The 13,924-nt window shown below is 38.1% G+C and carries 11 protein-coding genes and 2 pseudogenes; 9 read left to right on the forward strand and 4 right to left on the reverse strand.

Annotation, left to right across the window (positions count from 1 at the left end):
- Window position 1 precedes the first annotated feature (1 nt).
- On the forward strand, window positions 2-502 hold the full coding sequence (locus HMPREF1019_RS01180; protein WP_009293849.1) for a PAS domain-containing protein: 501 nt from the start codon (window positions 2-4) through the stop codon (window positions 500-502).
- A gap of 538 nt (window positions 503-1,040) precedes the next feature.
- Window positions 1,041-1,760, forward strand: a pseudogene (locus tag HMPREF1019_RS10615) (methyl-accepting chemotaxis protein); the annotation flags it as partial.
- 785 nt (window positions 1,761-2,545) lie between these two features.
- On the opposite strand, the gene HMPREF1019_RS01190 reads toward HMPREF1019_RS10615, so the two are convergent.
- Together HMPREF1019_RS01190 and HMPREF1019_RS01195 are read right to left on the reverse strand one after the other, a co-directional pair.
- A complete protein-coding gene (locus HMPREF1019_RS01190; RefSeq protein ID WP_009293851.1) occupies window positions 2,546-2,977 on the reverse strand; it encodes a GatB/YqeY domain-containing protein in 432 nt (143 codons plus the stop codon).
- Window positions 2,978-3,007: 30 nt separating this feature from the next.
- Window positions 3,008-3,910 (reverse strand): Ppx/GppA phosphatase family protein, encoded by a 903-nt coding sequence (locus HMPREF1019_RS01195; protein ID WP_009293852.1) that lies wholly within the window; start codon window positions 3,908-3,910, stop codon window positions 3,008-3,010.
- Window positions 3,911-4,040: 130 nt separating this feature from the next.
- Between HMPREF1019_RS01195 and HMPREF1019_RS01200 the strand changes: the two genes are divergently transcribed.
- The gene (locus tag HMPREF1019_RS01200; RefSeq protein WP_009293853.1) at window positions 4,041-5,579 is read left to right on the forward strand and encodes an inorganic phosphate transporter; all 1,539 of its coding nucleotides are present in this window, start codon (window positions 4,041-4,043) and stop codon (window positions 5,577-5,579) included.
- A gap of 103 nt (window positions 5,580-5,682) precedes the next feature.
- Here HMPREF1019_RS01200 and HMPREF1019_RS01205 read toward each other — a convergent pair whose 3' ends face one another.
- Window positions 5,683-8,256: an ATP-dependent Clp protease ATP-binding subunit gene (locus HMPREF1019_RS01205; RefSeq protein WP_009293854.1), complete on the reverse strand. Its 2,574-nt coding sequence runs from the start codon at window positions 8,254-8,256 to the stop codon at window positions 5,683-5,685.
- A gap of 252 nt (window positions 8,257-8,508) precedes the next feature.
- On the opposite strand from HMPREF1019_RS01205, the gene HMPREF1019_RS01210 reads away from it, so the two are divergent.
- The 6 genes from HMPREF1019_RS01210 to HMPREF1019_RS01235 are packed head-to-tail and all read left to right on the forward strand — an operon-like array spanning window position 8,509 to window position 13,373.
- Window positions 8,509-9,783 (forward strand): S41 family peptidase, encoded by a 1,275-nt coding sequence (locus HMPREF1019_RS01210; protein ID WP_232210162.1) that lies wholly within the window; start codon window positions 8,509-8,511, stop codon window positions 9,781-9,783.
- Window positions 9,784-9,799: 16 nt separating this feature from the next.
- Window positions 9,800-10,510 (forward strand): phosphoribosylaminoimidazolesuccinocarboxamide synthase, encoded by a 711-nt coding sequence (gene purC, locus HMPREF1019_RS01215; protein ID WP_009293856.1) that lies wholly within the window; start codon window positions 9,800-9,802, stop codon window positions 10,508-10,510.
- An 8-nt stretch (window positions 10,511-10,518) separates the two neighbouring features.
- On the forward strand, window positions 10,519-10,755 hold the full coding sequence (gene purS, locus HMPREF1019_RS01220) for a phosphoribosylformylglycinamidine synthase subunit PurS (RefSeq protein ID WP_009293857.1): 237 nt from the start codon (window positions 10,519-10,521) through the stop codon (window positions 10,753-10,755).
- Window positions 10,752-11,417 (forward strand): phosphoribosylformylglycinamidine synthase I, encoded by a 666-nt coding sequence (purQ, locus tag HMPREF1019_RS01225; RefSeq protein WP_009293858.1) that lies wholly within the window; start codon window positions 10,752-10,754, stop codon window positions 11,415-11,417. Before purS ends, purQ begins: the two co-directional genes overlap by 4 nt.
- Window positions 11,411-12,718, forward strand: a complete 1,308-nt coding sequence (locus HMPREF1019_RS01230; RefSeq protein WP_009293859.1) for an SH3 domain-containing protein — start codon at window positions 11,411-11,413, stop codon at window positions 12,716-12,718. The genes purQ and HMPREF1019_RS01230 overlap by 7 nt, the downstream gene beginning before the upstream one ends.
- Window positions 12,705-13,373 (forward strand): lysophospholipid acyltransferase family protein, encoded by a 669-nt coding sequence (locus tag HMPREF1019_RS01235; protein WP_009293860.1) that lies wholly within the window; start codon window positions 12,705-12,707, stop codon window positions 13,371-13,373. The genes HMPREF1019_RS01230 and HMPREF1019_RS01235 overlap by 14 nt, the downstream gene beginning before the upstream one ends.
- Window positions 13,374-13,514: 141 nt before the next feature.
- Here the strand turns inward: HMPREF1019_RS01235 and HMPREF1019_RS01240 are convergent.
- Window positions 13,515-13,924, reverse strand: a pseudogene (locus HMPREF1019_RS01240) (methyl-accepting chemotaxis protein); the annotation flags it as partial.

Raw genomic sequence — 13,924 nt, forward strand, 5'->3', positions numbered from 1 at the left:
TATGTCTGAAAACAAAGAACACATGGTCGAAGAGAGCGCCTTTTTGGTCTCAAAGACCGACTTAAAAGGACGTATTACGTATTGTAATGAGCCATTTTTAAAGATAGTTGGAGCTAAACAAGCTGAAGTCTTGGGTAAGCCTCACAACATCATAAGACACCCAGATATGCCAAGAGCTGTTTTTAAGCTACTTTGGGAGCGCATAAAAAATAAAGAAGAAATTTTCGCTTATGTTAAAAACAAAAGCTTTGATGGCGGGTACTACTGGGTTTTTGCAAATATCACAACTTCGCTTGATGTGCAAAACAATCCAGTTGGCTACTACTCAGTTAGGCGCAAGCCAAATCCAAAGGCGATTGAGATAATAGAGCCTATATATCAAAATTTGTTATCGGTAGAAAAGAGCGGTGGCATGGATGCTTCGATGAAATTTTTAACTGAATTTTTAAAAGAAAAAAACATAAGTTATGATGAATTTGTAAATAACCTACAAAGGCTATAAGATGTTTGGAAAAAAACTTGACTCTATAAATGAAATTTTAAGCGTAGTAGGCTCAGCTAGAAACGGCATATTAGAGCCTAGGATAGTAAATGTAAAAGAAAATGACCCTCTTTATGAAGTAGCACTTGGTATAAATGACTTGCTTGATCAAGTTGAGGCACTTCAAAGAGAAATTTCAACCTCAATAGACGCTGCTCAAAGCGGACTAACATATAGAAATATCTTTACAGAGGGATTTCGCGGTATATTTAAACAAAATGCCATCTCTATGAGCAACGGCGTAACTGGTATAAAAGATAGTCACAAAAGTAAAGTAAGAGGCCTACTTTCAAAAGAGCTCGACACACTTGGCAATGGCAATGACGGCATAGAAGATGTTAGAAACGATCTAAATGAGAGCATCAAAAACCTAAGCCAAATGGCGCACATGGCACAAGATACGGCTAGGATCGCTGAGGATACGACGCAAAGCATCAATGAACTAAGCGTAAATATGAGCTCGCTTGAGGAGCTGATAGAGGGCTCGAGCCACGCTATAAGCACGCTAAATAGCAGAACAGATGACATCACTTCGGTTGTAAATTTGATAAAAGATATAGCTGAGCAGACAAATTTACTAGCTCTAAACGCGGCTATCGAGGCAGCTCGAGCGGGTGAGCATGGACGCGGCTTTGCAGTTGTCGCTGATGAGGTTAGAAAACTAGCTGAAAATACCCAAAAAGCGACACACGAGATCGGCGTAAATATCCAAACACTTCAGCAAGAAGCCAAAGATATAGATGAAAACTCTAAAAAGATAGATGAAATTTCAAAGATCGCTACAGCAAATGTCGAAAATTTCAAGCAAACTTTAGCTAGCTTTAATCAAAATGCAAAAGAGACAGCTCAAAGATCAAAATATGTAGAAGACAAGACCTTTGGCATCATCGCAAAGATAGCTATCATCGTCTATAAAGTGGGTGTTTATTCAGACACTGTAAATGAGCAAGGTTACGGCGATGATATAGCAAAAGACGCAGATGATCTTGTAGCATGGTATGAAAATGAGTGTGCAAAGAGCTTTAGCCACACTAAAACATACGAGAAATCACGCCATTTAGTTGATGAGTTTAACAAAAACATCAAAGCCATCTTAACAGAAGCTGGCAAGGGCTATAACGAGAAAAATTTAAAACATTTTGTCACTGAGTTTAGAAAGCTCGAAGATCTTAGCAGAGAGATATTTAACTCATACAACGAAATGGTCGCTTCAAAATAACTTCAAATTTGCTAGACTCGCTTTGGGTCTAGCTTTTTAAATTTATATATCAAATAAGGTCAGGGTTAGCTAGATTTGTTTTGAGCGTATGTTTTAAAAGGTCTGTAAATTTAAGAGATTTTGTTTTTAAATTTACGAGTTCTTCACTACAAAACAAGGTTAAAAATTTAATTAGGCTTCATTAAATTCTGCTTTTAAAAGTTTTTATTTTTAAATTTAAATCTTGTGGTGAGATGATTATTTTAAAGTAAAGTTTAAATTTATCCAGCTTGCCACTTTAAATTCTGTTCTTTAAAGTGTAAATAAATTTAGTAACTATAGAAAATTTTATTTTCAAATTTATGAGTTGGTCGCTGTAGAACAAAAGCTCAAATTTAGTCAACTTTCTACTTTAAATTTTACTTCTTAGCACTAGTAAAACCAAATTTTTTTCAAATTTAAAATCTGTAGAGTTTTATTTCTAGTTTTAAAGTAAAAGATTAAACTTAACCACCACTTTAAAAATATAAATTTAAATTTGATAACCGTTTAGTCAAATTTATAAACCTTTCTTTGTTTCTACCAAATCTAAAATGATTGTAAATTTGAAGCCTCAAAAAATAGTTAAAATTAAATCCCTACTCCAAGACATAAATTTAAAACCACACTAGCCCAAATTTATAATTTACTCTATCTAAAATTTGTTTTTATGTAAAATAATACGCACTATTTTATGTAAAATGAAGTATTTTTAAAGCCTGCACATTAAATTTAACGCACAGGCTTTGAGAAAGTGTATTTAAAATTTAAGCCAAAAGCTCTTTTGCGATCATACTTATGCGTTTTGCTTCAGCGCTCGCTCCGATCTCATCTTTTGCCATTTTCATCACAGCGCCTAAATTTTTACCAACCTTTTCAATGATACTTTTAATCTTCTCTTTTAGCTCATCATCACTTAGCTGAGCTGGTAGATATGCCTTGATAAGCTCGATCTCGCTCTGCTCTTTTTTAGCTAGGTCCTCTCTTGCTCCCTTTAGATAGAGCTCAACCGAGTCAGCTCTCTTTTTGATCTCTTTTTGAAGTAGCGGGAGCACGACCTCGTCAGTCATCTCGATCCTTTGATCGACTTCGACCTGTTTAAGTGCTGCATTTAGCGTCCTTAAGGTGTCTCTTTTAAACTCATCTTTTGCTTTCATAGCCTCTTTTATGTCGGCCAAAATTTGCTCTCTTATGCTCATTTTCTCTCCTTTAAATTTTTGAAATCATAACTAAAATTTCGTGATAATTTCTTGAAATAAGCCTTGCAGATAAGCCGCCCCAACGCCCTCTCTAAGCCCGTCATCTATTACTATAAATTTCGCATTTTGCCCGTTTAGTAGCTCCTTTAAAAGCAGCGTTCCAGCGATGAGCGGATACTTTCTACTTCTTCCAACCGCCACATCAGCGCTTTTGTCATCCATCTTTAAAAGCTCATTTATAAACCAAGCAAGATCGTCATTTTTAAGCTCATATCCGCTCACTTTTTTTGGATCGTAGCTTTCGTAGTTTAGCCCAAGCTTTAGTGTTGCGATAGTGGTCGGCACGCCAGAAGTTAGCACGATAAGCCTGTTGTTAAGGCTTGTTAAAAATTCCCTTGCCTCTTTTGTATAAATTTTTGCATTTTCTTGCATCAGATCAAGCATTTTAAACCTCTCGTAAAAGGTGATGATGCCAAATTTAAAGCTTATAAATTTTCCATCTTCGCCTATCTCTGAGCTTGCACCACCGATGTCGATCAGGCTAAATTTATCATTTATGCCAAGCTTTTTTAAGGCATTTTGCACGCCTAAAAATGTAAGTTTTGCTTCAGCTTGCCCGTCAATGATATGAAAATTTATGCCAAATTTCTCTCTTATCTCACTAAAAATTTCTTCGCTATTTGATGCCACTCTAAATGCCTCGGTCGCAACCGCCACACATTTAAATTTAGTAAAGTCAAATTTGCTTTTAGCCTCTGCTATCGCTTCAAAAAGCCTATTTTTAGCCTCAAAGCCTATCTTGCCACTTTCGTTTAAGCCCCTTGCAGCTCCAACTATTTTTTCATAAATTTGCTCGTTGCTAAAGCCATTTTGCACCTTTTTTATAAGTGCCACGCGAAAGGTGTTTGAGCCAAGATCGATCGCTATAACCAAAATTTATCCTTAATATTTTTGCCAAATTCTAACATATGATAATTTAGTATCATTTAAAGTGAGAAAATTCTAAAAACTTTAATAATTTTCAAGATATAATTTTGCCAAAAACTCTTACAAGGGGGCTTGATTGCTTCGAGATAACTTCTTGGCGTTAGTTATTTTTGCGATTTGCAGCGTTGGATTTTTCGTCTGGGGCTATCAATACATCCCGGCAAATAACTACTTTTTATTCTTGATCGCTGGCATGTTTGGTCTTTTTATGGCGTTTAATATCGGCGGAAATGACGTTGCAAACAGCTTTGGCACAAGCGTCGGCGCAAAAACACTCACACTAAAACAAGCTCTTGTCATCGCAGCCATTTTTGAGCTTAGCGGCGCGATATTTGCAGGATCTGAGGTTACAAATACCATTAGAAACGAGATCGTGAAATTTCCAAGCGATCTAAACCCGATGAAATTTGTCATCATCATGATCTCAGCCCTTCTAAGCTCAGGTCTTTGGCTATTTTACGCATCCAAAAAAGGTCTGCCAGTCTCGACCACACACTCTATTGTGGGCGGTATCGTTGGCGCAGGACTTGCTATGGGATTTATGATAAAAGATCCTGAGCCATTTAATATGGTCTCTTGGGGTGAGATCGGCAGGATCGCCGTTAGCTGGGTCATCTCGCCACTGCTTGGCGGTGTGATGTCTTACATTATATTTGGCTATGTAAAGAGCAAAATAATCGAGCCAACGCACGAGCTAAAGACAAATTTAAAAGCGTTAAAAGCTGAGAGAAAAGCTTATAAAGAAAGCTTCATAAAAGCGCTTAAAACAAAGCCAGCTGAGGAGCAGATAGCCACTCTTTCAAAGATCGCAGTTATCGATGAGGACGAGATCGAAACCACTGAATACAGCGAATACCGCTCAAAAATTCGCATCATGAAAGATAGCGAAAAAGAGATAGATACCTTTAAGGCGATGAAAAAGCACATCCCGATCATCGCTGGATTTGCCGCAATGGTCATCTCATCAATGATGCTTTTTAAAGGGCTTGAGCATATAAATTTAGCCTTTAGCATCATCCAAACAGTCTGGATCATCTTCGTCATCGGAGCTCTAGCGTATCTTGCAAGCCTTGCTATCATAAACGTTATGAGTAAAAACGATAGCGAAAAGAGCATCAATAGAATTTTCTCATGGTTTCAAATTTTTACCGCTTCATCTTTTGCATTTTCACACGGCGCAAACGACATTGCAAACGCAGTTGGACCATTTGCTGCTGTGCTTGATGTGCTAAAGACTGGCTCTATAAACGAAAGCTCGCCGATACCTAGCATCGCAATGGTAACCTTTGGCATCTCGCTTGTCGTTGGACTTTGGTTTTTAGGCAAAGAGGTGATCACTACTATCGGCTCAAAACTAGCTGAAATTTTACCTACGACTGGCTTTAGCGCGGAGCTTGCCTCAAGTATCGTAATACTTCTAGCTACAAAGCTTGGCATACCAGTTAGCTCGACGCATATCCTAATAGGCGCGGTTTTGGGTATCGGTATCGTAAATAAAAATGCAAACTGGAAAATGGTAAGACCTATCATCTTAGCTTGGCTCATCACACTGCCTGCAGCTGCGATATCATCGGCCATATTTTACTTTGCCCTTGCTAAATTACTAGGCGTTTAGTCATATTTTTAAATAGCTAAACTGCCCTATTTCTAGATATTTTTTGTATAAATTTTATATGAAAGCTTGGCAAGTTGATCCAACCTGCCAAGTAAATTTGAAGTTATTTTTTCTTAATGATGATCTTCTCGCCGTTGCTATCAATGGTGATCTCATCGCCACTTTCAAGCTCATCTTTTAAGATCATATCAGCGATCTTATCTTCAACTAGCTCATAAAGCGCTCTTCTAAGAGGTCTTGCGCCATAAACTATGTCAAAGCCAGCTTTTGCGATAAATTTCTTAGCCTCTTCACTTAAAACTGCCTTGATACCGCGGTTGTGAAGAGTTTTTTCAAGCTCTTTAAACATGATCTCAACGATAGATATCAAACCTTGCTCGTTTAGAGGATTAAAGATGATAGTATCATCAAGCCTATTTAAAAACTCAGGCTTAAAGTAGTTTTTAAGCTCGTTTTTAACAGCCACATCACGGTCTTCACCATTTAGCTCCATTATGAAATTTGAAGCGATGTTTGAAGTTAAAATGATGATCGTGTTTTTAAAATCAACCGTTACGCCTTTGTTATCAGTCGCACGTCCATCATCTAAAATGCCAAGAAGTATGTTAAATACATCCTTGTGAGCCTTTTCAACCTCGTCAAAAAGTATGACTGAGTAAGGTCTTCTGCGAACTGCCTCTGTTAGCTGACCGCCCTCATCGTAGCCTACATATCCTGGAGGCGCACCAAGAAGCCTACTCACGCTATGTTTTTCCATATATTCGCTCATATCAAAGCGAATAAGCGCCTTCTCATCGTCAAACAAAAACTTAGCCAAAGCCTTAGCTGACTGAGTTTTACCAACGCCTGTTGGTCCAAGAAATAAAAATGAACCAATCGGTCTTTGACCCTCATTTAGCCCAGCCTTGTTTCTCTTAACAGCACGTGCAAGTGCGTGTAGTGCGTCATCTTGACCGACAACACTCTCTCTTAGATGCTCTTCGATGCGCAGATATTTCTCTTTTTCGCTTGTTAGCATCTTCTTAACTGAAATTCCAGTCCATTTGCTCAAAATTTCAGCCACAAGCTCTTCATCGACTTGATTTTTAAGAAGCACGCCCTCTTTTTTCATGTGCTCCCATTTTTCTTCAAGCTCGTGTTTGTGCTTTTTAGCGTCAGCTATCTTGCCGTATTCTATCTCGGCAGCTTTTTGAAGATCGCCATTTCTTTTTGCTATCTCGGCTTGTGATTTTAAGCTATCTATCTCTTTTGTTGCTTTTGAAATTCCGCCAAAAACAGCCTTTTCATTTTCAAATTTAGTATCAAGCGCTAGCTTTTTCTCATTTAGGTCAGCTATCTCTTTTTCGATCTCGCCAAGTCTTTCTTTATTTTTATCCGCATCCTCCATCTTTAGAGCTTCTTTTTCTACTTGAAGCGTTACGATCTCGCGTTTTATCTTTGAAAGCTCGTATGGCTCGCTCTCTATTTGCATCTTAAGCTCAGCTGCTGCCTCATCTATAAGGTCTATCGCTTTATCTGGCAAGAAGCGGTTTGCGATGTATCGGTCGCTTAGCCTTGCTGCGGCAACTAGCGCGCTATCTGTTATCGTGATGCCGTGGTGAACTTCAAGACGCTCTTTTATACCACGTAAAATTTGAAGTGCCTCATTTACGCTTGGCTCTTTGACATCTATTGGTTGAAAACGTCTTTGAAGTGCTGCATCTTTTTCAAAGTATTTTCTATACTCCTTTAATGTCGTAGCACCAACAGCATGAAGCTCACCGCGTGCAAGAGCTGGTTTTAGGATATTTGCAGCGTCCATTCCACCCTCACTCGCACCTGCTCCAACTATCGTGTGAATTTCATCTATAAAAAGTATGATGTTACCAGCTTTTTTTACCTCGTCGATGATAGCTTTTAATCTATCTTCAAACTCACCTCTATATTTTGCACCAGCTACGACTGCACTCATGTCAAGTGCGATGACACGTTTATTTGCAAGACTTGTTGGCACATCACGAGCCACTATCTTTTGAGCTAGCCCTTCAACGATGGCTGTTTTACCAACACCTGGCTCACCAAGCAAAATAGGGTTGTTTTTGCTCTTTCTTATTAAAATTTGCATCATTCTAGTGATCTCTTCATCACGGCCGATGACTGGATCAAGCTCTTTATTTAGCGCTTTTTGCGTTAGATCGATACCAAATTTCTCTAAGCTATCAAGGGTATCATCGCCGGTTTGGCTATCTATCTTTTTACCACCTCTTATGCTCTCAAGATTCTTTTTGATCTCTAAGATATCACAAAATTTGCTTAAAATTTGTTTGATCTCACTAAGCTCAAGAGCTGAGATGATCCATGTATCAACAGCTATGTAGCTATCGCCCATGCTTACCATTAAAGCTTTTGCATTTTCAAGTGAATTTATAAGCTCTCTTGAAACTGAAACATTATCTTTTGTGACGTTTGAGCTGCTTGGGAGTGACGAGATCTTGCTTTTTATCTCAAGCTCGACTGCGTCCTTACTTATGTTCATCTTATTAAATACTTGATTCAAAATAGAATTACTATCAGCGAGCAAAGCCCAAAAGACGTGAAGTGGCACAACTTGTGGATTTTTAGAAAAGATCGCTAAGCTAACGCCTTTTTCAAGTGTCTCTTGCATCTGCGCTGTTAAATTTTCTGTTATGTCAGCCATTAAAGCTCCTTAAGTTATTTTATAATGGCGGCATTATATAACTTTAGTCTTATATTGTCAAGTATTTTTATAACATTTGTCACTCTTTTTATTTAATTGCTAAAATTTGCTGTTATAAATTTGTGTTAAAAATAGACAAAAGCTAAAAATATAAGGCTAAATTTATGCTTTTTTTAGCCAAATGTTAATAAAATTGAGCCAAAAAATATAGGAGATATTTTGAATAAATTTACTAGATCTTTTGCGCTAAAAATAACAGGCGCCCTACTCATCTCAAGCGTAGCAGTAAATGCGCTTTTTGCTAAAACTGAAGATGAGGCAAGTGCGAAACTTGAAGCACTTTCAAAACTTACAAAAACCATCTCAACCGTTGAAAAATACTACGTTGATGACATTAAATTTAAAGAGATAATCGACAAAGCCATCGCTGGTTTGATGCAAAATTTGGACGCTCACTCAAGCTTTTTAAATGAAAAAGCATATAAAGATATGCAGGTGCAAACAAGCGGCGAATTTGGCGGGCTTGGCATAACAGTTGGTATGAAAGATAGCGCACTAACCGTTATCTCGCCTATCGAGGACACTCCAGCTGATAAAGCATGCATAAAAGCTGGCGATATCATTTTAAGGATTGATGGCAACTCAACTATCGGCACAACGATAGATGAAGCTGTAAATAAGATGCGCGGCAAGCCAAAAACTCCGATAACAATCACAATCTTAAGAAAAGGCGAGCAAAAGCCATTTGACGTAAAGATCATAAGAGATCTTATAAAGGTTGAGTCTGTCTATGCAAAAATGATAGAAAATGAAAACATCCTTTATATACGTGTCACAAATTTTGACAAAAACGTCGTCACAAAGGTAAAAGATGCGATCAAAGAGCATCCTAAAGCAAATGGCATCATACTTGATCTTAGAAACAACCCTGGCGGTCTTTTAAATCAAGCTGTTGATCTAGTGGATCTTTTCGTAGATAACGGCATCATCGTATCTCAAAAGGGTCGTGATGCATCTGAAAATGTAGAGTATAAAGCAAGCGCTAGCAAAACATTATCAAAACTCCCACTAGTTGTCCTTGTAAATGGCGGAAGTGCAAGTGCTAGCGAGATCGTAAGCGGTTCATTACAAGATCATAAGCGTGCGGTGATAATCGGTGAAAACACATTTGGTAAAGGCAGCGTTCAGGTGATCTTACCAATAGACGATACAGAAGCGCTAAGACTAACCATCGCAAGATACTACTTGCCAAGCGGCAGAACTATCCAAGCTGTTGGCGTAACACCAGATGTAGTCGTGCATCCTGGCAAAGTGCCACAAAGTGACGATAGTGCATTTAGCATCAAAGAGAGCGAACTAAAAGCACACCTAAAGAGCGAGCTAAACAAGATAAATCCAACAAGCGAAGGCAATAAAACTGAAACAAAAGATGATAAAAATATAATCACACAGAAAAAAGTCGATGAGGATATTCAGTTAAAAACAGCGATTGATACGATCAAAATTTTAAAGATAAAACAACAATAATCTAAAGGAGAACAACATGCAAAAAAGAGAGCTTATCTACGAGGGAAAAGGCAAGAAAATGTACGCCACAGACGATCCAAATCTACTTGTGGCTGAATTTAAAGACGATCTAACAGCATTTGATGCTCAAAAAAGAGGCAACGAAGCTGGCAAAGGTGCGCTAAATAACAAAATCTCTACTCAGCTTTTTAAACTGCTAGAGAGCAAAGGTATCGTCACTGACCTTGTTGAGACCATCAGCGACACTGAGCAAGTGGTCAAAAAATGCGAGATTATACCTCTTGAAGTTGTTGTGAGAAATATCGCAACTGGCTCACTTAGCAAAAGACTTGGCATAAAAGAAGGCACGGTTCTACCTTTTACACTTGTTGAGTTTTACTACAAAAACGACGATTTACACGATCCACTAGTTACTGACGAGCACTGCATCATCATGGGTCTAGTAAAGAGCGAAAAAGATCTTCAAACCCTAAGACACACAGCAAGAGAGATCAACTCTATATTATTTAAATTCTTTGCAGAGAGAAATTTAAAACTAGTTGATTTCAAAGTCGAATTTGGTATCGACAAAGATGGCAACATCATCTTAGCTGACGAGATAAGCCCTGATAGCTGCAGATTTTGGGATGCGACAACAAACGAAAAACTTGACAAAGATAGATTTAGACAAGACCTTGGTAGCGTAAAAGTAGCTTACGAAGAAGTTTTAAGAAGAATTCTTTCTTAAGGACAAAGATGAAAGCTGTTGTAAATATAGCATTAAGAAGTGGGGTCTTAGACCCTGCTGGTAAGGCAGTGGAGCACGCGCTAAATTCACTTGGATTTAGCGGTGTTTCAAATGTCAGGATAGGCAAACAAATCGTTTTAGATATCGATGAGAGCGATAAAAATAAAGCAAAAGAGCAGCTAAAAGTGATGTGTGAAGAGCTTCTAGCAAACACTGTCATCGAAGACTACGAGATCGTGCTATGAAAGTAGCGATCATACTTTTTCCTGGCACAAACTGCGAAGAAGACACAGCTCACGCTTTTAAGCTACTTGGCTGCCAAACGCAGATCATCTGGCACAAAGAAGATAAGATCGATGCTGATCTAGTCGTTTTGCCTGGTGGTTTTAGCTATGGCGACTATCTAAGAACGGCTGCGATAGCTAAATTTAGCCCAGCTATGCAGGCTGTAAAAGAGCATGCAAAAAAAGGCGGCTACATTTTAGGAATTTGCAATGGCTTTCAGATGCTTCTTGAACTTGGGCTTTTAAAAGGTGCGATGAGAAGAAATGAAAATTTAAATTTTGTCTCAAAATATCATCACTTAAAGGTTGTCTCAAATAACAATAAATTCCTAGCAAATTTAGCTAAAAACGAAGTGGTAAATATCCCTATCGCTCATGGCGAGGGCAACTACTACACCGACGAAGATACGCTAAAAAGCCTATATGATAACGAGCAAGTCCTGCTAAAGTACTGCGACAGCCACGGCAATGAGATAAATCCAAATGGCTCAGTTGATAGCATAGCTGGGATTTGCGATGAGAGTAAGAGGATCTTTGGTCTTATGCCTCACCCAGAACGCGCTTGCGAGAAAATTTTAGGCACAGATGATGGCATGAAGATGTTAAAAGGGCTAGTTTGGTAAAACGAACACTTTTTATCGCCCTACTCGCGCTAAATTTATTTGCCGCAAACACTGATGAAGTCAGCGTTTTTGACATGATGAATGAGGCAAGAGAGGATAAATTTGTAAATAGCCCAAGTTCAAAGCCTCAAACAAAGACTCCAAGCGAAGAAGAAATATCAAGAAAGCTCGTATCTCCACGCTCTATCGCCTCACAGCCAGAGCGTATCACTCCAGAGCAGATGCGAAATATCGTGCCGACAAACGAACCAGACATCAGCGTCCCTGATAATCAAGTCTATGACAAGATAAAAATAAAAGACCTTCTTTTAAAAGCGACAAATATCCCTAAAAATGTCGTCGTAGGAGAAATTTTTAGCGTTGAGATAGTAGCTGATACGCAAAGCGACCTTGAGTTTGAGTTTGAGACACAGCTTGATGAAACAAATATAAAATGGCTAAATAAGAAGAATTTTCAATGGGTAAAAGGTGAAGAAAACAAATATATCGGCACTTTCTACCTTGAAGCAACGAGCATTGATGCAAAGACTTTACGAGTTAGCTTGGATCTAAAAAGAAATGGCGAGAACTATCAAAACTCAAACATAAACATCTTTTTACCAAAGCTAAAAGAGCTTAGAAGTGACGAAAACTACAACCACATCGTCGCTGACAACCTTGAGGTAAAGAAATTTAAAACGACTAAATTTGATGATATAAACAACATCATGGTCGTTGAGATTTACGGCAACAATGTCGATCTAAGCGCCTTTAATATCGAAAATAAAACGATCCTAAAGCAAGGCGTAGATACGATAAATGGCGACTTTAACTCACAAAGTGCATATTATTTTGCAGTATTTAAGCCAAACAAAAAGACGCTTGACTTTAACTACTACAACCTAAAAAAAGCTAAATTTGAGAGCTTTTCACTGCCTGTGAGCGTCGAAGAGGACGAGGTTAGCACGCAAATCGGTCTAAATCCAAAACAAAGCGAATTTAGCACTTACAAAGATATCACAATCTACTCTTTGGTCGCTATCTTTATCTTGCTAGCGATATGGCGAAGAAAGCTAAGCTACTTCTTTGTGGCAGCTGTTTTTATCGCACTTGGAATTTACACTTACAATCCTTTTGGCAAAGCAGTGCTTAAGCCAGATGTGAGCGTCACTATCTTGCCGACTAAAAATTCAACCGTTTTTTATACATCTCGTAAAAATGAAAATGTTGAAATTTTAGACACAAAAGATGACTACTCAAAAATTTTATTCGCAGATGGCAAAATCGGCTGGGTAAGAAAGGGTGATCTTGTCAAAAATTAGAGCTTTTTTCTTTTCTATTGAATTTGTGATAAGTGTCGTTATTGTCGTATTTTTTATGTGGCTCTTTAACTCTAAAAATAGAGCCATAAGAAAATTTTGGGGCAGATCGCAGAGATTTTTTGGCGGATATAAGCTAGAAGTTATCGGTAAATTTAGCGACGAAGCAAATATCTTACTGATAAATCACCAAAGCATGCTTGATATCATCGTGCTTGAAGAGATCCATCCTAAAAATATCTGCTGGATCGCAAAGGCGCAGATAGGCAAGATCCCGATCATCGGTAAAATTTTGAGCCTTCCAAAGATGATAGCAGTCGAGCGAGAAAACAAGCACTCGCTAATAAAGCTTTTAAGCGAAGCAAAAGACAGAGTAGAAAATGGGCGTGTTTTAGCGATATTTCCAGAAGGCACAAGGTCTCAAACTAAAGAGCTCTTGCCATTTAAAGGTGGCGCAAAACTGCTAGTTGAAAAGCTAAATTTAAAGGTTCAGCCTATCGTAATCGTCGGAAGCGATGCGATGAAAGTGAAAGAATTTAGCTTTAAAAAAGCTGACATCAAGCTCTTTTGTCTTGATCTAGTCGATACCTCAAAACAAAACTGGCTAGAGGCGACTAGGGAGAGCATGCAAAAAGTCCTAGACGAAAATAGAAAATAAATTTAGCTTTGTAAATTTACAAAGCCCTACTCTATTATTATTTATAAATTTTTTGTTTTATATACGAGAAATTTTTATCTATAAATTTAAAAAGGTCTAGCTCTCGCCAGACCTAAAACATTAAATTTAAGAGTTAAAAACTTAAGTTCTAAAGACGCTTAGTTTTGTATTTAGTGCATCTGTCATCTTATTTAGATGTTCAGCTGCAGAAGCTATCTCTTCGACGCTTCTAGCATTTTCAGATGAAATTTGATTGATCTCTGAGATGCCATCCATGATCTCATTTACGTTTTTACCAGTTGCGATGTAGTCTTGCATAGTCTTATCTGACATCGCTATGGCGTTATTCATCGTTTCGCTCATATTATTTATAGTCTTTTCAACGTCACTTGCCACATGGGTTAGCTCTTGAATTTGTTTAGAGTTGATACCCATTTGCTCGCTGCTATCATTTATCGCTTGGACGATAACGTTGATAGTTGCGTTTATCTCTGTTAGAGATTTTTGAGTTCTTCTTCAGCTAGCTGTCTAACTTCATCAGCTACAACTGC

The sequence above is a fragment of the Campylobacter sp. 10_1_50 genome (assembly GCF_000238755.1).
Lineage (GTDB): Bacteria > Campylobacterota > Campylobacteria > Campylobacterales > Campylobacteraceae > Campylobacter_A > Campylobacter_A concisus_R.